Source organism: Glutamicibacter sp. AOP12-B1-11 (assembly GCF_052379245.1).
In the GTDB taxonomy this organism is placed as follows: Bacteria; Actinomycetota; Actinomycetes; order Actinomycetales; family Micrococcaceae; genus Glutamicibacter.
On sequence record NZ_JBQSYL010000019.1, the window covers coordinates 1 to 24,165 of the forward strand.

Below are 24,165 nucleotides of genomic sequence, written 5' to 3' on the forward strand. Positions count from 1 at the left end.
GGAACTCGCGAAGGTTTCCGAGTAGCAGCTTTTAAGTAAGGAAGGCCCGGAAAGCAAAAACATCGCGTTCCGGGCCTTTCGTCTCTTGTGCGAATGCCAAACAGGCCACTATCGTGCATCACCGGGGACGGGGATCATCCTATTCTCTGCCTCACCACACACATTAGGTGTGAGCATCACCTATTGCCCTAAGTTCTAAGGATGTGAACCGTCATGGCGGTTAGCGTATTCGATCTTTTCTCGGTTGGTATCGGACCTTCCTCCAGCCACACCGTGGGACCAATGCGTGCGGCGCACGCATTCATTGCCCAGGTAATTCGCGAGGGGAAGATTGAGGCACTCGAATCCCTGCGCATCGACGTGTACGGTTCGCTTGCAGCGACCGGACGCGGGCACGGGACCTTCACCGCAATTATGCTCGGGCTGGAGGGCTTCGAACCTGAAGCCATTCTCCCGGCACAGGTAGATGAGCGTCTGGCACAGATGGAATCCACCGGTATTCTTCGTCTCGGGTCTCAGCTGGAGGTGCGCAAGGACCTGAATTACAAGGTCAGTGACATGATTCAGCACCCATTGACCGTCCTGCCCCGGCACACCAACGGCGTGAAGTTCATAGCCTTGGATGCAGCAGGTGCAGAACTGCTCAACGAAACGTTCTTCTCCGTCGGCGGCGGTTTCATTGTCCGCGAAGGCACCGAAGAACGTATCGAGAAGAATATCGAAAAGAAGGTCAAGCAGCAGCCGTATCCCTTTACTACTGCTGCGCGACTGATGGAACATACGCAGGATACCGGCAAGTCGATTGCCGAGATCATGATGGCCAATGAGGAGACCTTCCGTACCCGGGAGGAAATCCGTTCCGGCCTCGTCCACATCTACGAGGTGATGGAACAGTGCAAGGACGCATCGCTCGAACGCACCGGCGTGCTTCCCGGAGGATTGAAGGTTCGCCGCCGCGCACCAGAATGGCACGAACGCTTGCGCAAGGAAGACAAGGACCGCGATCCGGTCTACTGGCAGGAATGGATCAACCTCGTGGCGCTGGCCGTCAATGAAGAAAACGCTTCGGGCGGTCGCGTCGTGACGGCTCCAACCAACGGTGCCGCGGGCATCATCCCTGCCGTCCTGTTCTACGCAACCCACTACGCACCAGGGGCCAAGTACTGGAACGAAGAGGAAAAGAACGACGCCGTGGTTCGCTTCCTGCTCACCGCCGGTGCCGTTGGCGTGCTGTACAAGGAACAGGCCTCGATCTCCGGTGCCGAGGTCGGCTGCCAGGGCGAAGTTGGTTCGGCTTCGTCGATGGCGGCCGGTGGGCTAGCCGAAATTCTTGGCGGTACCCCAGCCCAGGTTGAAAATGCCGCGGAGATTGCCATGGAACATAACCTTGGACTCACCTGCGACCCGATCGGCGGCCTCGTGCAGATTCCATGCATTGAACGCAACGCGATTGCCGCTTCCAAGGCGGTGAACGCGGCCAAGATGGCGTTGATGGGCGACGGCGAACACCACGTCACCTTGGACGAAGTCATCATCACCATGCGCGAGACGGGCAAGGATATGAGCGACAAGTACAAGGAAACCGCAATGGGCGGCCTGGCCGTCAACGTGGTTGAATGCTAATTCAGCACCCCGAAAAAGCGTGCGGCGGGCTCTTGCCCGCCGCACGCTTTTTTCATCTGACGGATGTGATCTTGTCGCCTACGTGGCAACTATTGCCCAAGATGATGATAGAACTAAGGAGAAGGTTCTCGGGCGTACACCCGAACGGATTCCAGGAGGTGAGCTGCATGGACGACGGTTCTAGTCGATCTATGTCCACGCGACCTCCGCATTTCAGCCGCTGAGCTACACGACAATTCCTGTGCAGCGGTGAGTGAGCTTTGGAGAGCCGCGCTTCAAATCCCTCCTCCACGCATGATTCCCGCCAACGATCACTGATGGACTTTTCACCTAGATTTCGCTAGGTGAACGCCTGCCGGTGATTCGCCCGCACCTCTGGAATGATGCGCCAATACACCGTTTGGGCTGATGACCTTGCACATTTCCAAAGAAGTAGACTTCTCTACTATTTCAACGCTGATCCAGGAGCATCTCGGCTCACCGGATTTCAACGAGCTTGCCTTCCTGCTGCGCGGGCTGAGCTTGCAGCAAACCCTCCAGCAGCTGCACCGGCTGCCGGCCAAAGACATGGCAATCGTCTACCGGCTGCTCGCCAAGGATCAAGCCCTTGGTGTTTTCCAACGCCTGGATCCTGCCATCCAGGCCGAACTGATTGGCAGCTTGCAGCAGGACGCGGTCAGCGAAACCTTTGCCGGGATGGCAACCGATGATCGCGTGGCGCTGCTCGATGAACTACCGGCGCAGCTTGCGGCGAAACTGCTGCGAGGCCTAGCCCCGGAGCAGCGCGAGGCGGTCAACGTCCTGCTCGGGTATCGCGCTGGGGTGGTGGGGCACCTGATGAATCCTTACTTTGTCACGACCCGCCCAGAGCTGAGCGTTGCCGAAAGCCTGCAACGGGTACGAGGCCAATTGGATAGTGCAGAGAGTATCTACACGCTGGTAGTGACCGATGAAACGCGTCGCTTGCTCGGGGTAGTTTCACTGCGCGCACTGATGGCCGCCGACGAAGAACAGCGGGTATCGGAGCTGCTCACCGTTGGCGCCGGTCTGCACGCCGAGCAGCCCGCAACCGAGGCGGCTCGCCAAGTGGTGCTTAGCAAGGAACTGCTGATCCCGGTGGTGGATTCCGAGCAGCGGGTCGTCGGAGTCTTTAGCTCCACCGACGCGATCTCGATTCTCGCCGCAGCCGATGAGGAACGCGCTGCGCGCGGTTCCGGTGCCGAACCTCTGCGGCGTCCCTACCTGAGCACCGCGGTGGGTTCTCTGGTAAAAAGCCGCATTGTATGGCTGCTGGTGCTTGCCGTCGGGGCAAGCCTCACGGTCCAGGTGCTTTCGAGTTTCGAAGAAACCCTCGAGTCGATGGTGGTGCTCAGCTTATTCATTCCACTGATCGTCGGCATCGGCGGCAACACCGGAAACCAGGCGGCGACCACGGTCACCCGAGCAATTGCGATGGGCGATGTTCGCGTCGGGGACCTCGGGCGGGTCATGCTGCGTGAGCTCTGTGTGGGGCTCATCCTCGGATTATGCCTGGGAACCCTCGGATTTGCGCTGGCCGGATTCATCTTCGGCGGATCCATTGCGCTGATTATCGGGATCACGCTGGTGGCACTGTGCACGATAGCGGCAGGAGTCGGCGGCATCATGCCGATTATCGGCAAATGGCTGAAAGTCGATCCTGCGGTCTTCTCGAATCCATTCATCTCAACTTTTGTGGATGCCGCCGGGCTGATCGTGTACTTCAGCGTGGCAGTTGCCGTACTCGCAAACTAGCATGCCCCAGCTCATGGCAACTTGCCTGTTGGAATAATATCCCGGGCTACAGCGTCACACTAGATATGCCTCTAAGTAAATTGTTCACCCCAGTCACCATCCCTACGCGCAGCGGAGCGGGCCTGATGCTGCGCAACCGGGTCGTGCTGCCACCTATGTGCCAATACGCCGTTGACAAGACAGACGGCGTGCCCACGGACTGGCAGCTAGTTCACCTCGGCTCGATGGCCCATGGCGGTTTTTCGCTGATCGTCACCGAAGCTTCGGCGGTGGTACCCGAAGGCCGGATCTCGGATCGTGACGCCGGAATCTGGAACGAGGAGCAGGTCCAATCATGGGCACGCGTCAACGAATACGTGCACGCGCACGGTGCCGCAACGGCCATCCAGCTGGCCCACGCCGGGGCGAAGGCCTCGACCTATGGCTGGCTCCAGGAGCTCGAAGCAGAGCAGAAGACCGGAAGCCTCGCCGCGTCCGAGGGAGGGTGGGACACCGTCACCTCCACGCCGAGCGAAATTTACGGTCTGAAACCAGCGAGCGGAATGACTCAAGAGCAGATCGCCGACTCCGTCCAAGCCTGGGCCGCGGCGGCGGAGCGTGCCGATGCTGCAGGTTTTGACATGATACAAATCCATGCGGCCCATGGATACTTGATTCACCAGTTCCTCTCGCCATTGTCGAATAAGCGAACCGATGAGTATGGCGGAAGCTGGGAAAACCGCACACGCTACCTTCGCGAGATCGTGCATGCGGTCGCGGCCCGCTGGCCCGAGAACAAGGCCCTGGGCATTCGCTTCTCTGGAGACGATTGGGTCGAAGCCGGCTGGCGCATCGCCGACACCATTAAATTGGCCGAGGAGCTCTACGCGGCAGGAGTGCGGGCCTTTGACCTTTCCAGCGCCGGAATCGGTGCCTTCCATGGCCCCAGTGGTCCCGGATACCAAGTCCCATTGGCCCAGGCGGTTAAGCAGGCACTGCCAGATGACGCCTTTGTGACCGCCGTGGGCGGAATTACCGAAGCCCATCAGGCCGAGCAGATATTGGTGACCGGACAGGCCGACGGCGTATGCATCGGACGGGCGGCATTGGGCGACCCGCAGTGGCCAAACCGCGCCGCGCAGGTCTTGGGGGCCAGTAAGTCGCACCCCTCGCATTACTGGCGTGGACGCTGGTAAAAAACTTAGGTCGGGTGGCTATTTGGGCTTTGCCCATGCGATCTTTTCGCTTTGCTCTTCCAGCTATCGACGCGCGGTGTTAGGTTAGTCACACGGAGCTAGTCGCACGGCGGCCAGGGGTCGCGTGCGGAAGGGAGTCAGCATGGCACTACGCGCGGATTCTAATGGAATCGACGCTTCGCTTTATCGGGAAAATGGTTCGTGGTGCACCGCTTTGGTGGATGCATCATTGGGAACCACCGCGGCGCACGAAGCAGCTGACCGATTGCCGGGGGAAGTGGCCAAACTACTGAAAAGCCAGCAGGCCAGCTCCAATGATATTGAAGCTGTGACCGGGGCTTTGGAACCGGCGAAGGGGCTTCGTGCACCGGTAGCTCGATTCATCGCAGTCCATGACGGGACGGTGGTACTCAACGAACTCATTCCCGGATTGAAGGTCGAATCCGCCGCCGTGGATGCGGGGCCATTTCCGAATTTCACCGCCCTAGCCAGGGCGCGGGGTGGGGCATTTTCCTATCTTGTGGCCGAGGTCGGGCGCGATGGCGGAGAGGTGCACCTGTACAACACCACGTCCCCGGAGCGAGTGGGCAGCCGCGGGATCGTGGGCTCACCGGAAGAAACCCACCATGCACGCAAGGTGCCAGGCGAGTATGACCAGCCGAAGAATCAGTCCGCGGCCGATGAGATGGCGCGACGCAACGCCGAGGAAGTTGCGGAACTGATCACCGAAATGTGCAAGGACACCTATATCAGGCTCATTGTGCTTTCCGGTGACGTGAAATCGCGAGAGGCCATCGCTGGGATGCTTCCGGTGGCGCTCAAGCCGTATGTCGAGGTCTTGGATGCGCACACGCGCACCGGCGGCGCGGATACCAAGCAGGTTGATGACCGCATTTCGCAGTTAGTCTCCGATACGCACGCCGAAGCGATAGCGGAGCTTGAGCAGCGGGTGTCGGCTCAGGCTGGCAACGGTCGCGCGCAACTGGCCGTAGGCCTCGCCGAGGTGGTGACAGCGCTTCAATCCGCTCAGGCAGAAGTGGTGCTCGTTGGACAGTATCAAGATGAACACACCCTGCGGGCGCTATCCGCCGAACCTTGGGTGGCCCATGAAGAGGGCGATGATCATTCGGACCTGGTCATGGGGCAGTGGCCGGCTCCAGAGGTGCTGCTTCGAGCGACGGCGTTGACGGATGCCACAATCCGTTACGTTCCCGACTCGATTCTTCCCGATGGCGTGGGCATCGCAGCCTTGCTGCGCTGGGCCAAGTCCTAAAACCGAGAAAGCTTCGCCGGTGAGAGCGCATGATGCGTGCTCACCGGCGAAGCTTTTTAGCGCCACCCTAGCTACGGGTTAGGTGCGTTATGGTCGTGGGGGTTCGCGTCCGGCTGGCTGGGATTGGGGTAGCCTTCCAGCGGTGGCTGCGCCGGAGGGTAGGCCGAACCGCTCTGCGGGGCGGGCGGAGCCCAATACGCCGGTGCCGGCGGAACCGCAGGATAGGCCGCCGGCCAAGGCTGCAACAGCTGTGGGGCACGGCGCTGCGGTGCCGGCCCGGCCGTTCTCTCGATATGCCGCCGCTTGGCCACCCAAAGCAGGATGTAGGTCACCAGCGCGGTGAATCCTATCGAAGTAAGCAGGCTAGAGAGCGACGATTGCGTGGCGTTGATATCGACCGCTCCGACGGCGGCCAGCAGGAACAAGCCCACATTGTTGATCACGTGTATTGCGATGGCCGCTTCCAAGCCGCCGGTGCGCCAGGTGAGGAATCCTGCGGCTATGGCGAAGAACGCCACATCAAGCAGCCCGTAAATATCGTATAAGTGGCCAAAGGTGAATAGCGGCACCGGAAGCAATATCGCGAACAACGGGTGTTTAAGCCAGCTGCCAATGGTTTGCATGAGCATCCCGCGGAATACGATTTCCTCCGCCGCTGCCTGGAACGGCACCAGCAGCACCACGAGCAAGGCGAAGAAGAGCGGATTCGCGGGGAGGTTCTCTGCGGGGACATTCGTCGGAGCCACGAGGCCGGCGGCCTCGATGCCTAAACTAATCCCAAAATAAATTGCGTAGAGCACGACCGCGATCCCGGTGCACAGGCCCAGCCATTTCCAGCGAATCCTGCCGGCCACGGAGATCAAGAGCCCCAGTGGTTTGGGGCCGAGCAGCAGGTAGGCGAAATACGCTACCGGGATCAATACGATCAGCGAGAGCATGGTGAAGAGGAAGACCGCAGGGTCGGCCATGTTCATGCTGTCGAAAGCCATCATCACCGGATCGGTCGGCTCGTCAAGCCGCGTCCCCAGCGAGCTGAAGAGCACGATCATGAGGCCTATGAGCAAGATGACAATTGCCACCAGGTAGAAACCCGTGGCCGTTCCCAGCAATGCCAACGGGCGCCACCACGCATATTTCGGATCCCGGCGCATCAGACGATGGAACTCGTATCGAGGTTCATCGGCGCTTGCTGCATTGGGTGTAGGCCCATTTATCTCTGGCTTGCTCATAATACAATTTTCGCCCCGAACAGGTTCTTTAGGTATGAACCTTGCGGAGGATTTGTTGGATCATCCTTTAGGGGTGTTCATTACCGGGTGTACAGGTTGGCTGACTAGACTTGGGCGCGACGAGTTCTGAAAATTCCTTTGAGGAGTACACCGCACGTGGGGCATCACCATCACGATCAGCCGATTTTGCAAGACCCGAGCCGCAGGCGCCGCGCTTCAATCATTCTGTGGGCCCTGCTCGCCCCCGTCGGGGCGCTCGCTTTGATCATGGTCATCGCGCTCTGGCCGCAGGGCAACTATGATCGCTTTGCCCTGAATGGCGCAATGGAGACAACCGGTGGCGCGAGCATGCAAGTCGGCACCGTGACCAGATCGGCGATTGAGGACTGCCCCTCGAGCATCGGGCTTGAAGATGTCGGAGGCAAGACGCTGGAATGCAACGTCACCTACCTGATGCCAGATAGTGGCGGCGCCGAAATTCAGCTGGAGATTCCGCCGGAGACGCTGCATTCCCGCGAAGCGCGTTCCGGTGACCAGATTCGATATTTGGACCTGTCAAGCGTTGACTCGGGCAGCGGCAGCCCCTATGTCTTTGTGGATTTCGTGCGCACCTTGCCGATGGCCCTGCTGGCGGTGGCTTATGGCCTGGTGGTGGTACTGGTAGCTGGCTGGCGTGGTGCTCGCGCGGTCATTGGGCTCGTTGGCGGCATCGCGTTCATGATCATCTTCATGGTGCCGGCGTTGTTGGAGGGCGGGAATCCCGTGCTGATTGCGCTGACGGGTTCGACCGCGATCATGTTCGTGGCGTTGTATTTCGCCCATGGGCTCAACGCGAAAACGTCCACCGCACTGCTCGGAACGCTCTTTGGCTTGGCGGTGACAGCCGGTTTGGCGGTGTGGCTGACCGACGCCGCGGCGCTCACCGGCGCCAATGATGAACATGCGATGACGCTCTCCACCGTGGTGCCGCAAATATCCCTGCCCGGCCTGCTGATCTGTGGCCTGCTGGTGGGCGGCATGGGTGTGTTGAACGACGTCACCATCACCCAGTCCGCAACGGTCTGGGAGTTGGCGGAGACCGCTCCGCATGCTTCGGCCAGGGAGTTGTTCTTCAAGGGCATGCGCATCGGTCGCGACCATATCGCCTCGACCGTGTATACGATTGCCTTCGCCTATGCCGGTGCGGCACTGACGATCTTGGCCATCGCGGCATTGAGCGATCAAAGCTTCGGGACCACCCTGAGCTCGGGCTCGATGGCGGAGGAAGTCATCCGAATCCTCATAGGCTCCATCGGCTTGGTCCTCGCGATCCCGGTCACCACGGCTATCGCCGTGGTTGTCGTGAAGGCGACTGGTACCGGCGGTGCACACGGTAAAAGCAGTGTGCCGCTCGGACGGCGAGCAGCGCTAAGTGCGAATGGTTCTCAAAACTAATGTAGAATAGTTCTCAATAGCGTGATGGGTGAATGGAGACTAATAGATGAAAAACCGTGGAATGCTGGCCTCATTGGTGACGATCCCACTGACCGGCTTACTGCTGGCAGGATGCTCGGCAAATACAACCGCCGAGGCGCAGGGCACCGAGGAGCCAGCTGCCGGTGGCAAGGTTGAGGTTGTCACAACGATGAATGTGTACGGGCAGATTGCCCGGGCTGTCGGCGGCGAGCATGTAGAAGTCACCGAAATTATCACCTCCACGGCGCAGGATCCGCACTCTTACGAGCCAACCGCCCGGGACAAGCTCACCGTGTCCAAGGCCTCGATCGTCTTGGCCAACGGCGGCGGCTATGACCAATTCATGGACTCGCTGGTTTCCTCGTTGCCTGCCGAGCAAGCCGAACAGGTGCAACTGATCCACGCTGTGGACTCCTCTCCGGTAGCGGCAGAGCACGAAGAAGGCGAAGCGCATGCCGAGCATGAGGGCGAGGAGCATGCCGAGCATGAGCATGAGGGCGAGGAGCATGCCGAGCACGAGCATGCAGAAGAAGCAGCCGATGACCATGCTGGACATGATCACGCGGAATACAACGAACATATTTGGTATGACCTGGATTCAATGGAAGCCCTCGCAGCCAGTTTGGCTACCGAGCTTGGCGAATCCGACCCAGAAAACGCCGAGACCTTCAAAGCCAACGCTGCAAGCTTCGCGGAGGGGATCGGTGGATTGCAGGAGCAGCTCGCATCCGCGAAGCTTGGCAAGCGCAGCTACGCCATGACCGAGCCGGTGCCATTCCATCTGCTCGAGGATGCAGGAATGGAAAATAAGACTCCCGCTGGACTGAGCGAAGCCGTCGAAGCCGGCGAAGGGATCGCGCCTCTGACGCTCAAGTCATTGAGCGACACACTGGATGCAGGCGAACTGGATGTGCTGGCTTATAACGTGCAGACCGAAGGGCCTGAAACTACGGCACTTCGTGCGAGCGCCGAATCCGGCAAGGTGGCGGTAGTGGACTTCCGCGAAACCATCACCGACGACTCCAGCTACCTTGAATGGATGGAGAAAAATATTAGCTCCTTGGCTTCCGCGATTGGCGAGTAGTTAAAACGTAGACTAGAGGCATGTCTCTGATTACCTCCCAAGTCAATCAAGTCGCAGGCCGTGCAAGGTCAATTTTCGCTGAACGTGCGGTGCGAACGCAGATTGCCGAGGCCAAGCAAGACTTGGATAAGGCGGAGAATGTCCTCTTTTTCGCCGAGGGTCCCGGACAGTTCTACCAACTTGGGGTTTGGCTGGAAACCTTCGAACGGTTGGCGGCGCAGGGGCAATCTGCCGGCGTAGTGGTCATGGATGCATTGACTGCCCGCGAAGTGCTCAAGGTCAGCAAATTGCCGGTCTACTTCACGCGGTCCATTGAGCAGATCGAGCGAAAGCTTACCGAGTTGGGAACCAGGACCATTTGCTACGTGAATAATTCACAGCGCAATTTCACCATGCTCCGTTTTAATGGACCGGCGCATATTCACCTGAACCACGGGGAGAGCGAAAAGGCCTCCATGGTTTCAAACCAGCTCAAGGCCTATGACTATGCCTGCGTTGCCGGCCCGGCCGCCGTGGCACGTATTTCCGAGTCAATAGCTCGTTTCGATATCAAGCACCTGGTGCAGATAGGCCGACCGCAACTGGACGCGTTGACTCCTGAAAGCCCGTCGACAAAAATTCGAGTGCTCTACGCGCCGACGTGGGAGGGCGACTCGGAGGCGATGGATTATTCCTCGGTGGTGCGGTTGGGTGAAAGCATCCTGACCCAGTTCGAGGGCGACCGCCGCTTCGAGGTGCGATTCCGTCCACATCCCAAAACCGGTGACAATTCTGCAGCGACCAAACGCGAAATCGCGGCGCTACGCACCCGATTTGCCGCGGAACTTGATCCGCTGGCCGACCCGGGACAGTCATTGGTTTGGGCAGACGTCGCGATCTGCGACACCTCGGCGATGGCCTACGACGCGGTGGCGTTAAACGTTCCGCTGTTCCTGACCGGAAAACGCCCCTCGCAATTGCGTGATCGCCTACCGCAGGAGCAGCTATTGGGCTCGGCAAACGGGCTGGCGCAGCGTGTGGCCGAACTGGCCAAGGCCGGCGTATCTGGGCGACAAAAGCAACTGGCCCAGTATTTCTTCGCCACCACCTCTCCGGGAGACGCTACGAAAAAGTTGGGCCAGTTGCTGGGTTCCGTCTAGCGCTGCAGAAACACGGTATTCTGCCATTCGCGGTGAGTATCCGTGTCGTGCGAGATCAACACATGCTTGACGTTGGTGTATTCATCAAATGAATACTGGCTCATGTCCTTGCCCATGCCGGAGGACTTGTAGCCGCCGTGAGGCATCTCGGAGACGATGATGATGTGTTCATTGATCCACACGCATCCGGCCTGAATCTGCGCACTGGCACGCATGGCCCGGTTAAGGTCCTTAGTCCAAGCGCTGGCAGCCAGGCCGTACGGAGTATCGTTGGCTAGCTCGATCGCTTCCTCATCGGTTTCGAAAGGCAAGGCCACCAGCACCGGGCCAAAGACCTCGTGCTGTACGATCTCGGAATCTTGGCTGGCCCCAACAAGCAGCGTAGGACGATAGAAGTTCCCCGGGCCTTCGAGCCGGCGTCCACCGGCCAGGACGCTGGCACCGGAGCCAACCGCGCGCTGCACCATCGAGGAGACCTTCTGCAGATGGGCCGCGCTGATCAGTGCTCCCATATCGGTGTTCGGATCCTGCGGGTCACCGACCACCATGGCGTCCATCAGCTGGGCAACCCGCCGGGTGAATTTCTCGAATACCGACGAATGCACATAGGCGCGCGTGGCGGCGGTGCAGTCCTGCCCCGCATTGATCGTTGAACCGGCAACCGCCCCATGGGCTGCCGCCTCGATGTCCGCGTCGTCGAAGACCACAAATGGAGCCTTGCCACCGAGCTCCAGATGCACACGCTTTCCGGTCTCGGCCGCCATCGTCATGACCTTCTGGCCGACTTGGGTGGAACCGGTAAAGGAAGTCATGCGAACCTGCTTGTGCCTGACCAATGCCTCACCGACGCTTGCGCCGCTGCCAACCACAACGTTGATCACGCCGTCGGGCAGACCCGCATCCTTGGCGGCCTGAGCGAAGAGCAGGCTTGTTCCGGGAGTTAGCTCGCTGGGTTTGAGCACGATGGTGTTTCCGGCGGCGATGGCCGGCAGCACTTTCCAAGCGGCCATCTGCAAGGGGTAGTTCCACGGCGAGATAGAGCCAACCACGCCGATGGGCTCCCGGCGAATCATCGAGGTCGTATTACCCGCGTAATCTCCGGAAGCCAGACCCTGCAGGTTGCGTGCGGCTCCAGCAAAGAAGTTCACGTTGTCGATCGAACCGGGCACATCAAACTCGGTGGACATGCGCATGCTCTTGCCGGTCTGCGCGGTCTCCACTTCGGCCAGTACCTGTGCGTGGGATTGCAGCTCGCGGGCCAGCGCCAACAGATGATCGGACCGCTCCCCGGGGGTGAGGGCCGACCAGATCTCGAAGGCCTTCGCCGCCGCCTGGACCGCTTCGTCTACCTCGGCCACGCTCGCAGTATCAACTTCTTCGAGTTGCTCTCCGGTCGCCGGATTGATTCGAATAAGTAGCTCACCGGTACCGTGGCGCCAGGAGCCGTTGATGAATTGGTGTCCTTGTGAAAAATTGAAACCTGACATGTTCTATCGTTCCTTGGATTTGTGGATTCTTTGCGGGCTAGAGACTCAGATAGATCTTGCGCAGAGTTTTCGTGACGCGCCATTCGGTATGCATCTGGGCGTGCAGCCGCACCAGGGCACCGGGGAATAGCTCAATTTCTTGCGCGGCGAAACCCGCGCTCTGCGCAATCTTGATATTTCCGGACCCGGAAAGCACCACGAAGTATTCGTCCGCTTCGATGTCGCGCATTGCGCCGATCGACATCTCCCAGATCCCGATGGACGTCCCGGCCAGGTCACCGACCTCGTGCACGGCGGTGCGGGTGCCGGCCGCGTCTAGTTCCAGATGCTGCGGAATTGGTTCGGCCGCTAGCGGGATGCTGGCAGCGTCAACGAGGGTGGCTAGCGGTCTGTTTTCATCTGCCATTAGGAATCGAAGCCCATGCCGATCTTGTCCATGACCTTGAGGAAGGCCGGCCGTTTACCCTCATTGCGATCGGCGCTGATCAGCTGACTGGTCATGAGCTTAACCCCGACATACGCGGCGGGTTCCGGAGGGAAGGGAATCGGCTTGGTGCGAACCATTTCCAGCTCGGTGAGCTCGGTCTTTTCGCCCGAGAGCAGATCCAACATGACCTTCGCACCGAATCTTGTGGCGCCGACACCGAGTCCGGTGAATCCTGCGCAGTAGGCCACCTTGCCGCCGTGAGCCAGGTCAAAGAAGGAGAAGAAGCGTGAGCAGGTATCGATTGCCCCGCCCCAGGCGTGGGAGAACTTCACGTCCTTCAGCTGCGGGAAGTTTCCGAAAAAATGGGCTGCGAGCTTCTCGAATGTGGAGTTATTGGTGTCGTAGCTCGAGCGGACTTTGCCACCGAAATGGTAAATGGCATCGTAGCCCCCGTAGAGGATCCGGCAGTTGCCATTTTCATCTACGGTCGGTCTGGCGTAGTGGAATCTATTGTTCAGATCGGCCAGCCCGACTGGCTCTTTCCAACCCAGCGAACGGTGTTGCTCTTCGGTCAGCGGTTCGGTCATCAACGCGTAATCGTAGACGGGGATGACCCTTGCCCGGTGACGTTTGAGCAAGGAGGGGAAGACGTTGGTGGCTAAGGCCACGCGCTGGGCCCGAATGCGCCCGGCTGCCGTCAATACGAGTATTTGCCCATTGTCCTCTTTCAGCTCGGCAGCGTGGGTGTGCTCGTAGATGCGCACTCCCAGCTCCCGGCAGACCCGGGCCAGTTCCCAAGCGAGTTTTGCTGGGTGCACCAGCGCCGTGGACGTTCGATCCAAGGAGCCCGCGAGGAAATCCGGGGAGTTGATGACTTCCTTGACTTGTTGGCCATCGAGATATTCGGTGCCTTCGGACTCGGCCGCTTCGGCAACCCAAGGGACCTGATGCGGCTCGGTGGCCACTTCGAGTACGCCAGCACGAGTGAACTCCACATCCATGCCATAGCGCTCGACGGTGGCTTGGAACTCATCGAGGTTTTGAGTTCCCAGCTTGCCGAGCAGAGCATTTTCCCGAGGCAAGTGGTTTTCGCCGTTGGCCTCACCGTGTACTAGTGAGGCTTCGCAGAAACCGCCATTGCGCCCCGAAGCAGCCCAGCCGATGCGTTGCCCTTCGATGAGGACCACATCCCGGTGGGGGTCTCGTTCTTTAGCTTGAAGCGCCGTCCAGAGACCGGTATATCCACCGCCGACAACGAGCAGGTCTGCCTCGATCGAACCGTCTAAAGCGTGCGTTGCATCGGGGCGGTGCTCGTTATCAAGCCAGTATGAGGTGTGCTTGGCACCGGACAGGGATTCTTTGATGTGCCCGGCCGCGGCATTTGCTTCGTGCCGGTCAAAGGTAAGGGGCAAATTCGTGCTCATTATTGGTCCTCGAGTCGTATCAGTGTGAAGTTTGCTGTGTTGGGCTACGACAGGGGAACCACGAGCGGGCACAGGATGGCAGCGGGGATCTGGTCCCCAGGGATTGCAGGCATGACGGATGCCGATTGCCGAAGGGCAGGATCGCGTTTTGCGGCAATGCGGTGCGCGGCATGATTCGATAGCCATTGGCTGGCCACGGATATCCCTCTTCTCGGAGTGCTTGCCTCGCAGTGAACGTCATTCATTACTTATCTAAGCCCGGTTTCTCGGGCAGGTCAAGGGAAAATTCAATTCTCTGTGCAGCGAAATGATGACATGAAACGGCTGAGGACCAGATCCATGATCTGATCCTCAGCGATTAATTTGCCGCGTATTGCGGTTTTGGCGTCCGACTTCGTGAACGGTTGAGTAACACGGCCGCGAAGAACATCAGCAGGAGCTCGGCGACTCCCACCACGAGCATTGGCACGGCGTGGGCAACATGTTCAGGCGCGGCGCCTGATGAGTGATGGGCGGCGCCTCCGGGGAGTCCTAGCACCATGATGATGTGCGCCAGCCCCATCAACGCGCTCATCAGCATCAGCGCCTGCGGTGACTCGCCTTTCGCCACCGCCAGCGCGCATTTTATGCACCATGCGGTCATGAGGAGCAGCACCAAGGACCAGCCAAGGTCATGCGGCGCCGCGATGAGCAGCACCAGATGGGTAGCTGACATGATGAGGGTCGCGGCCACCAGGACCCGGAGAGCCGCCGGCACGGGATTAGCTGTTCGTGGAGCAGCATCCACCGGCGGAGTCCGATGCGGTTGAGCAGCAACCGTGCTTGGCTGGTTCCGGGACGTCTAGTGCCGGTGAACGGTCAAAGAACCCTTCGGGGCGGATCTTGAATCCAACGGTGTCCACCGGCATGATTGGCCAGTCTTCGGTGCGTGGGAAATGGGTCAGCGCAAAGGTGTGCCAGAGGCTCACCGCCTCGCCGTCAATGTTCTTATCTTCCTCTATCCAAGAACCAATGCCGGCAACTCCCGGGTTCTGGTTGACGAAATCTCCGGTGGGGTAGCGCTGTGCCGCATTGCGCTGGGTAACCCAAAGGGCCTTGGAGGCAAATTCGGCACGCTTCTGCACCGAGGAGCCCTCGGCGGCAAGCAAGGTCGGCAGCCCCTGCGGCATGAGCTTGTAGCCTACCGGCTTGCCGAGGTAATTCTTCGACTCGGGATTGGTCACTACCCATGAACGTCCCGCGGCCATATTCGCATCGCGGACCGCTTGCTGCTCGGTGGCCAGCACGGTGTGCGAACGGCTGAAGGCGTTGCCGCGCGGGTTCTCTGCGCTGATCGGCAGGCGGACGGCTTCCTCCTCGATGACCTGGCTGGGGCCGCCGTCGAGGGCGAAATCGAGGCGGGCGCCGAAGATGTGCTGGTGGAATGGTGCCCCTAGTCCCGGTGCCATTTCGGAGGCGAAGCGCTCATCGAGCATGGCGGAGGTGAAGACGACGCCGGTGGCCTTGGCCTCGAACTCGATGGTGCCGTCCAGGTAGAGGTACCAGTAGAAGCCGTAGTCGTAGTTGCCCACGGTGGTGAAGAAGCTGATCACCAGGCGACGGTTGCGCCGGGTGTACTTGACCCCCGACCAATCATCGGAGTGCTTTGCGAGAATCGAGGCATCCTCCTCGTGCATGCAAATTCCGTTGGTAATTGTTTGGGCCTCGCCGTTGGCGTCGGTGATCACCGGGGAGATGTAGTGGATCTCGCCGAGGCAGTCACAACCCAGTTCCAGCGAGTTGGCGAATCGGCCCACCAGGTATTCGCCGGTATCAAAATAGTTCTGCCAGCTGCGCACCGGAGAAGGGTCGCCGTAGGGGACCACCATTTCGGCGATGGAAGCGCGATCCAGGATGCGGCGGCGCTGCTCCTGGTCGTCAAAGGCGATGTTGTAGAGCACTAGGCCTTCGCGCATATCGAAGCCGATATCCAGCGACCATTTCTCCCACTCGACGTGGTTTCCCTCGGTTACCGTGAAGCTTGCGCCCTCGGGCTGCGTGATTTCGATCGGTCGTTGGGTGGTGCGGACCGGACCGGTGAGTTCCGGATCCGTGTAGTTTCCATGTGTTTCCGGCACCGGAACGATACCAAAATCCAGGAGCTGGTCCACGGTGCCGGCGATGGTGTCGAGGTAGACCACGAGCCCATCCACCGGGTGGGCCCAGGCGGAATCTTCGGCAAAGTCCTGGCGGAAGGCCAGGCCGCGCAGGATCCGGCGTCCGGATTCCTGCGGGTACTCGAAGACGCCGGCGGATAATGGCGCGACCCGAACCTGCTCGGGCTTCAGATTTCTTTTGGCTAGGGCCGCGGCCCACTCCTCGCTCTTGGCCAAGATTGCTTCGACCATTTCGAATTCTTCCACGAGCACCGGCAGCTGGCCGGTGGCCCCTGGATCCAGCTCCACGAGCGTTTCAATCTTCCCAGTGGAGAGGTCAAGGACTACATCCTTCGGCTCATTCTCCAGCCGGTCCATCAGCATGGCGCGGACCCTGCGCCCAGGGGCCTGCGGGTTTGGATCTTCAAGTCCCATGTAGGCAATGCGGGTGTTCTGTCCGTAAATCCCCGCGGTCACCAAGATCTTCTTGGCCGCGGCAATTTCTTCTGCAGAAAGCAGGGAGAAGTTAGTTTTTGTATCTTGCATGACAAACGCATCCTTTGGATTGATGTGAGTCGAACCACTTTTTATTCTCTGCTTGTAGAGAATACGGAAAATGGCGACTCGTGGCAATAGCGCGCCGAAGAAAACTTGTCTTAGCTAGGCTGGGTGCATGCCAAGAATTGTTGACCACAACCAGCGGCGCCGCGAGATTGTCGAAGTCACCTGGCGCTTTATTGCCAGGCAAGGCTTCGACAAGCTGAACCTGCGCGACCTGTCCGCCGCGGCTGGCTATGCCAACGGTGGATTGAAAACCTATTTTCCGAACCGTGACGCGATTCTGGTTGCGACATTCAATTACGTTGCCGACTCAACCAGCCGACGCATTGCCGAAAAGACCGCGACGCTCAAGGGCGTAGACGCGATTCGCGCCTTTGCGCTAGAGGTGCTCCCCTTGGATGAGGAGCGTCGGGACGAGGGGCGTGTTGCCGTGCATTTCTGGCATCTGGCACTCGGCGAGCCGGATTTGGCTGAGGTGAATGCGGTGGCGATGGATCGCTGGCGCACCATGCTGGACGGCTGGCTGGTCGATATCTTGGGTGATGGGCACCCGGGTGCGATGGTGGCACGTGACTCGCTGCTCAACTTCATGCTTGGTGCGCAGGGTGCGAGCGTGCTCGACGCCCGGACGAATACCGCTCAATCGCTGGTTGAGCAGCTCGAATACCAGCTGCGTGCGCTCGTGGCCCCGCCGCGATAAATATTCTTTATTCTCCGCCTGAAGAATAAAGGTGACTTTGGAGTAGAACTGCCGTACCCTCAAACGTGATGCCCGACACAACAGGGGTGCGTTCCAGAGAGGTCTCGATGTATCAGATTCAACATGTTGACTCGTTCAGCGCATGGTCCAGGCTGATCTCTGATGCCTTCGTGCAATTACGCAGCGAGCAGGTAACCGCCGGTCACTTCTCGGCCAGCCTCGGGGTCAATATGCTCGGCAACATCGGACTGATGCGAGTGAATTCCAAGGCGCACACCGTCTTGCGTACCGAGGACCTGACCTCCACCGGAGACGGGGAATTCTACAAAGTCTCTTATCAGCTCGCCGGGCACGGCCTGTTGATTCAAGATGGACGCGAAACCGTTTTAGCCCCCGGAGACTTGGCAATCTACGATACTCAGCGGCCCTACACGCTGAGCTTTGACCAGGCGGCCTCACTGATGGTGGTGCTCATTCCGCATCATCAGTTTCGGCTCTCGCGCCACCAGGTCGGCGAAATCACCGCTACTCGAATGGAAGCCGGGCATCCGCTCACCGGAACTGTTACGCCGCTGTTGCGGCATTTGGGCGAAAACCTGGCACAGTGGGATCGATATGGTGGCGCGGGGCTTGCCCGCAATACCGTGGATCTGCTGGCGACCTCGCTGGGCGGTGTGCTATCCCATGCCCATGCGGTGGACCCACGGATTGCCCAGCGCGAACGCATTATCGAATTCATAGAGCAGCGCCTGGACGCTCCGGAGCTAACGCCCGCTTATATTGCAGAAGCCCACTTCATCTCGGTGCGAACCCTGCATGCTCTCTTCGCGGAGGAGCCACGCAGCGTTGCCGCCCTCATCCGGCATTATCGGATGAAATACGCTGCCGAGCTTTTGAGCGACCCATTGCTGGCACAGGTGTCGGTCCAGAGCGTCGGCACGCGCGTAGGCATCGTCGATGCACCCGGATTCACCAGAGCCTTCGCCCGCGAATACGGGCTGACTCCCGGTAAATTCAGGCTCAAGGCGTTGGCCTGAGCCATCCTATGCGCGCATGGGCAAGAGCCCTGCACGCAACGGCAACGTGAATGTGAACCCCGCCATGGATCCTTGAGATATCGATAGATTGAGTGGGGAAACCAATGGGACTCGAACAACGCACCTTATCGGTGCCAGCACTGGTAGTCATGATTATCGCGGCCAGCGCACCGCTGACGGTTGTCGCCGGCGGCGTAACGACAAACTATGCGGTGACCGGCATGGATTCGGTGCCGCTGTCATTTGTCATTCTGGGAATTATCCTGTTGATCTTCAGCATCGGCTACACCGCGATGAGCCAGCATATACCTAACGCGGGCGCCTTCTACGCGTATATCGCCGGAGGCCTGGGCCAAGCCGCCGGCGTCGGCGCGGCTATGGTCGCGGTTGTCAGCTACAACCTCATGCAGATCGGCATCTATGGGCTCTTCGGGTTCGCGGCGGCTTCCTTCGCTTCCGGCCTCTTAGGCTCCACCATCCCTTGGTGGGTTATGGCGCTAGTCGCTTGGATTCTGGTCGGTGCGCTGGGTATGAACCGGGTCGATTTCTCCGTCAAAATTCTTGGATTCGTCGTCGCGCTGGAATTCCTCGTGGTCATTGTTTATGACGCGATGACCTTCGCGGTCGCTCCGGAAGCACCAGAATTCAACGCTGCATTCAACGTCGGTGACGCGATGGCGCCGGGCATGGGCGCGGTCATGGCGTTCAGCATCGCGGCATTCATGGGGTTCGAGTCTGGAACTATCTACAACGAAGAGGTCAAGGATCCAAAGCGCACGGCCCGCAGTGCCACGCTGATTGCCGTCACGATCATCGCAGTATTCTATGCCTTCTCCGCGTGGGCCGTTGCCGTGGGCGAGGGGCAGGGAAATGTCGCCGCGGCCTCGGCAGAATTCGGACCCGATCTGATCTTCGTATTCCTCGGTGCCCATGCGCCGGGCTGGTTCGTTGACATCGCTAACCTGCTGTTCATCACCAGCCTGTTCGCCGCGCTGCTTGCCTTCCACAACGTGGTGGCACGCTACTTTTACTCCATGGGCCGCGGTGGCGCCTTGCCGAAGTTCCTCGCGAAGACCTCACGCCGAACCCACGCGCCGGTCGCCGGTTCCCAGGCCCAGTCATTGCTTGCCTTGCTGGTGATCGTGGTATTTGCGGTGGTCTCCGCCGGCAAGGACCCGATATTTATCGTCTTCACCATGTTCACTTGGATGACAAACTCCGCCGCCTTCGGGCTGGTGCTGCTGATGGCGCTGACTTCATTCGCGGTGTGCGGATACTTCGCCAGGAACCGTACGGCAGATTCGCTGCTCACCCGTGTTATCGCCCCAATTGCTGCCGGGCTGGCGCTGAGCTTTGTCTTTGTCCAGATCGTCATTAACTTCGATGTTCTGATCGGCTTGGAGGAACCAGGGGCGTTGCCCTATATCTTGCAAGCAATAGTCATTGTGCCCGGTATCCTCGGCTTCCTGCTTTCTTGGTGGGTGCGAAAGATCCGGAATAAGTCTGCTCAATCTAAAATCCATGAAACAACTCTGAACTAACCAAGGGAGATCTCAATGTCATACTCCAACGCACAGGAACTGCTGTCCGCTATTCAGCCGGCTTCCGGCGGCACCGAAATCTTTGACCCGGCCACCGGAGAGCTCGTCGGCCGGGTAGCCCAAAGCAGCGTGGCAGATTTGGACGCCGCGGTGAGCGCCGCCCGAACTGCGCAACCTGCATGGGACGCACTCGGCCACGAAGAGCGCAATCGTCTGCTGAACCTGGCCGCGGATCGCATCGAAGCCAACGCCGAGGCCTTGGCCGAGCTGCTTTCCCGGGAACAGGGCAAACCGCTAAACGGTCCCAACGCTCGCTTCGAAATTGGAGGATGCGCGGCTTGGCTGCGCGCCGCCACCGCCTATGAGGTGGAGCCGGAGGTCGTGGTGGACGACGGGGAAACCTACGCCGCCAAACACTACCGTGCCCTAGGCGTGGTCGGCGCCATTGGACCGTGGAACTGGCCGATGATGATCTCCATCTGGCAGCTGGCGCCTTCGCTGCGCATGGGCAACACCGTGGTCATGAAGCCAAGCGAATACACCCCGTTGTCGGTGCTGGCCTTGGAGCATGTCCTCAACGAGGTCTTGCCAGCGGATGTGCTGCATGTAGTGGCCGGTGGCCGTGAAGTAGGAGAGAAGCTCTCCGCCCACCCAGAGATCAATAAGATCATGTTCACCGGGTCCACCCCGACAGGAAAGGCGATCATTCGCTCTTCGGCCGACACCGTCAAGCGGCTGACCCTCGAGCTGGGTGGAAACGATGCGGGAATCGTCATGGAGGACGCCGATCCGAAGGCCATCGCCGAGGATCTGTTCTGGGGCGCATTCATCAACACCGGCCAAACCTGTGCCGCCTTGAAGCGCCTGTACGTCCCGGAATCCATCTACGCGCAGGTCTGCCAGGCCTTGACCGAGGTGGCCGCCAAGATGCCAATGGGCGTGGGCCTTGATGAAAACAACGTCCTCGGCCCGCTGCAGAATAAGGCCCAATATAAGATCGTCGCCGACCTGGTCCAGAGTGCGGTGGACTCCGGTGCGACGGTGCTGCTGGGGGCCGACCCGGACAGCGAAGCTGCCGGATACTTCTACCCAACCACCCTGGTGGCAGATATCAATCCGCAAAATCCTCTGGTCACCGAGGAGCAGTTCGGTCCGGCCTTGCCGATTGTCAAGGTTAAGAACGTGGAAGAAGCCATAACCCACGCTAACTCGTTGGAGACCGGACTGGGCGCTTCGGTCTGGGGCTCGGATCGCGAGCAGGCTCTTGCCGTAGCGGCACGGATCCAGGCCGGTACGGTCTGGATCAATTCGCACGGCACTATCGATCCGCGCATTCCGTTCGGCGGGGCCAAGCAGTCCGGCTATGGTTTGGAATTCGGGTTGGATGGGCTCAAGGCACTGGCTCAGCCGCAGCTGATCAAGGGCTGATAAAAAAGCGCAAAGGGTCCGCAACTCCGGCAAGGAGCTGCGGACCCTTTGAAGCATGGTGCCTGCCCGCTAGCCGCGCAAGACGACCTCAACCGGTTCCATGTCTTGGCCGGACTTGTACTGGCCGTTGAACAGGGCCGAGCCCTGTTCCGTCAGTGATGCCGCGAAGCGGGTTTTGACCAGACCGAAGGCATTGGACACCGCGGTTTCGACCAGCTCGGCGATGGGCAGGCGCTCGCCGTTTTCGTTGGCGACGCTGAGCAGGACCAAATCATCGTGTTCTTCGATGCGCGGTTCGATGAGGTCCAGCTTCATCATTCCGCCATGGCCCACGAAGGAGACACGGCCGTTGAAGCGCAGCTCGCCTTCGGGGGATTCGGCGTCCACGGCGACCGGGAACGCGAGGTTATTGCCAACCTGCCACACCCCGTTGGACGCTTCGATACGGCCGTCGGGAAGCGACGAAATATAGCCCACAAAGGAAGCCTTCAGGCCCCACTCGAGGTGAGGCTGGAACGGATCACCCGCCGGTGCACCATTCATACCCATCATCGTGTTCATTCCCCTTTGCGGCTTGACGTCGCGCGCGGTGCGCAAATTAGATCCGGGGATCAGTATTGCATATACATTAGCTTGAAAGAGACTACTGGCTACCTTGTTTGCGCTCGTGGTACCAAATCTCCTCGATAAATGGTTCCCCGGCCTCACGAACCTCGACGACGACGTCGCTGAACGACGTGCCGTCGGGCAGCACCAAGCTGGTGGTAGCCCAGGAACCATTCCAATAGCCCAGATCCAGGCTTGTCGGCTCGTACTTCAGCGCAATGTTCGCCTCGAGGTGCTTCATGGCGGTGAAATAGCCGCTGGCGGCGACGATCGTGCACACGATGGCAAGCAAGCCGGAGGCACCGGCAACGATCAGTTCGGTGCGTATCGAAGACTTCAAGGCATAGGTTTGCAGCCCGTCGGGCTTCCGCTGGAAGTCGCCGCGGCGGATCAGCCCGTGGATGAGCGTGGGGAAGCAGATCAGCACCAAGGTCACCGCGACACCAAAATAAACCAGTGGCCGCAGAAAATCTATCGGTTCGTATCCCAGCATCTCCATGGTCCGATCCTAGCCAAAGATACGCTAGCTGACCAGAGGTATTAAACACCAGTAGATCGTCCAATGAGTGGGGACCGGTCCCTTGTGGGCGCCGGGCAGCACGCGCCTAGATCCCCTTGCCGGGGTTGAGGATTCCCTGCGGATCGAATACCTGCCTGATGGAATGCTGCAGCCGCAGCGAACGCGACCCGATTTCTTCCTCGAGCCAATCCTGCTTGAGCAGGCCGATGCCGTGCTCGCCGGTCAGCGTGCCGCCCAAGCGTTGGGCCAGATGGAACATGTCGGCCAGTGCCGCCTTGGGCGCCCCTGAGGTGATGGACTGCCCCGGATCCACCACGATGACCGGGTGCAGATTGCCGTCTGCGGCATGGGCGATGGTGAAGATGCGCACGCCGCGCCGCTCGCCGATTTCGGCCAGGCCGGCCAGCGCCTCGGCGAGTTTGCTGCGTGGCACCCCGATGTCGCAGATCGATACCGTACCTAGCCGCTCCATGCTGGGGATCGCCTGGCGCCGTGCTTCCATCAGCTGAGCCGCCTGCGCTTCATCCTCGGCGCGGTCGATGCGCGAGGCCAGCGGCGTAATGGCCTCCACCAGTGCCTGCATTTCCAGTTCGGCGCCGAACCCGTCGGTTTGCGCCAGGAGCAGGGCGCCACCTAGCTCCCGGTGCCCGGTGCCCAGGGCGCCATCGATGGCCCAGAGGCTGGGCCCATCCATGAGTTCCAAAACCGAAGGCTGCAGCCGAGCGGAAATAATCGCCGCCGCGGCCTGCGCGGCGCGGGACTCATCGGGGAAATAGGCGGCGGCGGTCGCGGTGCGAATCGGCTTGGGGCGCAGGCGCAGCACGGCTTCCACCACAATGCCCAAGGTTCCCTCGGAGCCGATGAAGAGGGCATTCATGTCGTAGCCGGCCACGCCCTTGATGGTGCGGCGCCCGGTGCGCAGCAGCTGCCCATCGGGGAGCACCACGGTCAGGGCCAAAACCGATTCGCGGGTCACCCCGTACTTGGCGCACCACATGCCCCCGGCGTTGGTGGCAATATTTCCACCGATGGAGCAGATGGCGGTGCTTGCCGGATCCGGGGCATAGAACAGGCCGAGCTCACCGGCGGCGGCATTAACCGCCGCATTGATGACGCCGGGCTGAACCACCGCGATCTGCTCGACGGGATCGATGGAGATGATCCGATCCATTTTCGAGACGTCCAGGACCACTTCGCCGCGCCGGGCCGTTGCGCCGGCCGCCAAACCGGTTCCGGCGCCACGCGGCACAATCTTCACCCCGAACTTGCTGGCCAGCTCCATGGCCAGCACCACGTCCGCGGTGCTCCGGGCAAAAACCACGCCGTCCGCGAAGGATTCCGGGAGATATCCCGAGCGGTCGATGCTTGCCCGTTGGCAGTCTTCCGGACGTATCGAGGCCTGTGGATGCGCGTCTAATAGCTGCTTGCTGGACTGGTTGGCTTCTCCGGGGATCACTGGGACGTCCTTGGCTCGAGAGGGGGTGGGGGTGTTAAAAAGGCCCGGCGGGAGCGCATAATGCACTCCCGCCGGGCCCGATACAACTCATG

The 24,165-nt window shown here is 60.1% G+C and carries 20 protein-coding genes; 11 read left to right on the top strand and 9 right to left on the bottom strand.

Going from position 1 to position 24,165, the window contains the following annotated elements:
• Positions 1-213: 213 nt before the first annotated feature.
• The 4 genes from ACT3UQ_RS12195 (at position 214) to ACT3UQ_RS12210 (ending at position 5,844) form a co-directional block, all read left to right on the top strand.
• Positions 214-1,623 carry an L-serine ammonia-lyase gene (locus ACT3UQ_RS12195; RefSeq protein ID WP_105568667.1) on the top strand — a complete coding sequence of 470 codons (1,410 nt, stop codon included), beginning with the start codon at positions 214-216 and terminating at the stop codon, positions 1,621-1,623.
• Positions 1,624-2,031: 408 nt separating this feature from the next.
• The gene (gene mgtE / locus ACT3UQ_RS12200; RefSeq protein ID WP_444637182.1) at positions 2,032-3,396 is read left to right on the top strand and encodes a magnesium transporter; all 1,365 of its coding nucleotides are present in this window, start codon (positions 2,032-2,034) and stop codon (positions 3,394-3,396) included.
• A 65-nt stretch (positions 3,397-3,461) separates the two neighbouring features.
• Positions 3,462-4,571, top strand: a complete 1,110-nt coding sequence (locus tag ACT3UQ_RS12205; protein ID WP_444637184.1) for an oxidoreductase — start codon at positions 3,462-3,464, stop codon at positions 4,569-4,571.
• 142 nt (positions 4,572-4,713) lie between these two features.
• Positions 4,714-5,844, top strand: a complete 1,131-nt coding sequence (locus tag ACT3UQ_RS12210) for a baeRF2 domain-containing protein (RefSeq protein ID WP_258133549.1) — start codon at positions 4,714-4,716, stop codon at positions 5,842-5,844.
• Positions 5,845-5,915: 71 nt separating this feature from the next.
• Here ACT3UQ_RS12210 and ACT3UQ_RS12215 read toward each other — a convergent pair whose 3' ends face one another.
• The gene (locus ACT3UQ_RS12215) at positions 5,916-7,073 is read right to left on the bottom strand and encodes a CPBP family intramembrane glutamic endopeptidase (RefSeq protein ID WP_105553327.1); all 1,158 of its coding nucleotides are present in this window, start codon (positions 7,071-7,073) and stop codon (positions 5,916-5,918) included.
• 156 nt (positions 7,074-7,229) lie between these two features.
• Between ACT3UQ_RS12215 and ACT3UQ_RS12220 the strand changes: the two genes are divergently transcribed.
• From ACT3UQ_RS12220 to ACT3UQ_RS12230, 3 genes are read left to right on the top strand one after another with little or no spacing between them, the layout of a single operon-like run.
• Positions 7,230-8,507, top strand: a complete 1,278-nt coding sequence (locus ACT3UQ_RS12220; protein WP_444637186.1) for a YibE/F family protein — start codon at positions 7,230-7,232, stop codon at positions 8,505-8,507.
• Between the two features lie 46 nt (positions 8,508-8,553).
• Entirely contained in the window at positions 8,554-9,612 is a 1,059-nt protein-coding gene (locus ACT3UQ_RS12225) for a metal ABC transporter solute-binding protein, Zn/Mn family (RefSeq protein WP_105553325.1), read from the top strand.
• 20 nt (positions 9,613-9,632) lie between these two features.
• Entirely contained in the window at positions 9,633-10,751 is a 1,119-nt protein-coding gene (locus ACT3UQ_RS12230) for a CDP-glycerol glycerophosphotransferase family protein (RefSeq protein WP_105553324.1), read from the top strand.
• Here the strand turns inward: ACT3UQ_RS12230 and ACT3UQ_RS12235 are convergent.
• The 5 genes from ACT3UQ_RS12235 to ACT3UQ_RS12255 all read right to left on the bottom strand — a co-directional run bounded on the left by ACT3UQ_RS12235 (position 10,748) and on the right by ACT3UQ_RS12255 (position 16,770).
• Positions 10,748-12,238 (bottom strand): gamma-aminobutyraldehyde dehydrogenase, encoded by a 1,491-nt coding sequence (locus tag ACT3UQ_RS12235; protein WP_444637187.1) that lies wholly within the window; start codon positions 12,236-12,238, stop codon positions 10,748-10,750. The genes ACT3UQ_RS12230 and ACT3UQ_RS12235 overlap by 4 nt on opposite strands.
• A gap of 37 nt (positions 12,239-12,275) precedes the next feature.
• Positions 12,276-12,644: a cupin domain-containing protein gene (locus ACT3UQ_RS12240; RefSeq protein ID WP_105553322.1), complete on the bottom strand. Its 369-nt coding sequence runs from the start codon at positions 12,642-12,644 to the stop codon at positions 12,276-12,278.
• A complete protein-coding gene (locus ACT3UQ_RS12245) occupies positions 12,644-14,089 on the bottom strand; it encodes an NAD(P)/FAD-dependent oxidoreductase (protein ID WP_105553321.1) in 1,446 nt (481 codons plus the stop codon). Before ACT3UQ_RS12245 ends, ACT3UQ_RS12240 begins: the two co-directional genes overlap by 1 nt.
• Before the next feature lie 358 nt (positions 14,090-14,447).
• Complete coding sequence (locus tag ACT3UQ_RS12250) at positions 14,448-14,846, bottom strand: hypothetical protein (protein WP_105568673.1); 399 nt, start codon at positions 14,844-14,846, stop codon at positions 14,448-14,450.
• A gap of 4 nt (positions 14,847-14,850) precedes the next feature.
• Positions 14,851-16,770: a primary-amine oxidase gene (locus ACT3UQ_RS12255; protein ID WP_105553319.1), complete on the bottom strand. Its 1,920-nt coding sequence runs from the start codon at positions 16,768-16,770 to the stop codon at positions 14,851-14,853.
• Between the two features lie 127 nt (positions 16,771-16,897).
• Between ACT3UQ_RS12255 and ACT3UQ_RS12260 the strand changes: the two genes are divergently transcribed.
• The 4 genes from ACT3UQ_RS12260 (at position 16,898) to ACT3UQ_RS12275 (ending at position 21,491) form a co-directional block, all read left to right on the top strand.
• Positions 16,898-17,485: a TetR/AcrR family transcriptional regulator gene (locus ACT3UQ_RS12260; protein WP_444637189.1), complete on the top strand. Its 588-nt coding sequence runs from the start codon at positions 16,898-16,900 to the stop codon at positions 17,483-17,485.
• Positions 17,486-17,592: 107 nt separating this feature from the next.
• Positions 17,593-18,522 (top strand): AraC-like ligand-binding domain-containing protein, encoded by a 930-nt coding sequence (locus ACT3UQ_RS12265; protein ID WP_444637191.1) that lies wholly within the window; start codon positions 17,593-17,595, stop codon positions 18,520-18,522.
• Positions 18,523-18,626: 104 nt separating this feature from the next.
• On the top strand, positions 18,627-20,063 hold the full coding sequence (locus ACT3UQ_RS12270) for an APC family permease (RefSeq protein WP_105650104.1): 1,437 nt from the start codon (positions 18,627-18,629) through the stop codon (positions 20,061-20,063).
• A gap of 15 nt (positions 20,064-20,078) precedes the next feature.
• Complete coding sequence (locus ACT3UQ_RS12275; protein ID WP_444637193.1) at positions 20,079-21,491, top strand: aldehyde dehydrogenase family protein; 1,413 nt, start codon at positions 20,079-20,081, stop codon at positions 21,489-21,491.
• 69 nt (positions 21,492-21,560) lie between these two features.
• On the opposite strand, the gene ACT3UQ_RS12280 is transcribed toward ACT3UQ_RS12275, so the two are convergent.
• The 3 genes from ACT3UQ_RS12280 to ACT3UQ_RS12290 form a co-directional block, all read right to left on the bottom strand.
• Positions 21,561-22,034, bottom strand: a complete 474-nt coding sequence (locus tag ACT3UQ_RS12280) for an HtaA domain-containing protein (RefSeq protein WP_181148204.1) — start codon at positions 22,032-22,034, stop codon at positions 21,561-21,563.
• Positions 22,035-22,134: 100 nt separating this feature from the next.
• A complete protein-coding gene (locus ACT3UQ_RS12285; protein ID WP_444637195.1) occupies positions 22,135-22,596 on the bottom strand; it encodes a hypothetical protein in 462 nt (153 codons plus the stop codon).
• Positions 22,597-22,702: 106 nt separating this feature from the next.
• Positions 22,703-24,073 (bottom strand): FAD-binding oxidoreductase, encoded by a 1,371-nt coding sequence (locus tag ACT3UQ_RS12290; RefSeq protein ID WP_444637196.1) that lies wholly within the window; start codon positions 24,071-24,073, stop codon positions 22,703-22,705.
• Positions 24,074-24,165 lie beyond the last annotated feature (92 nt).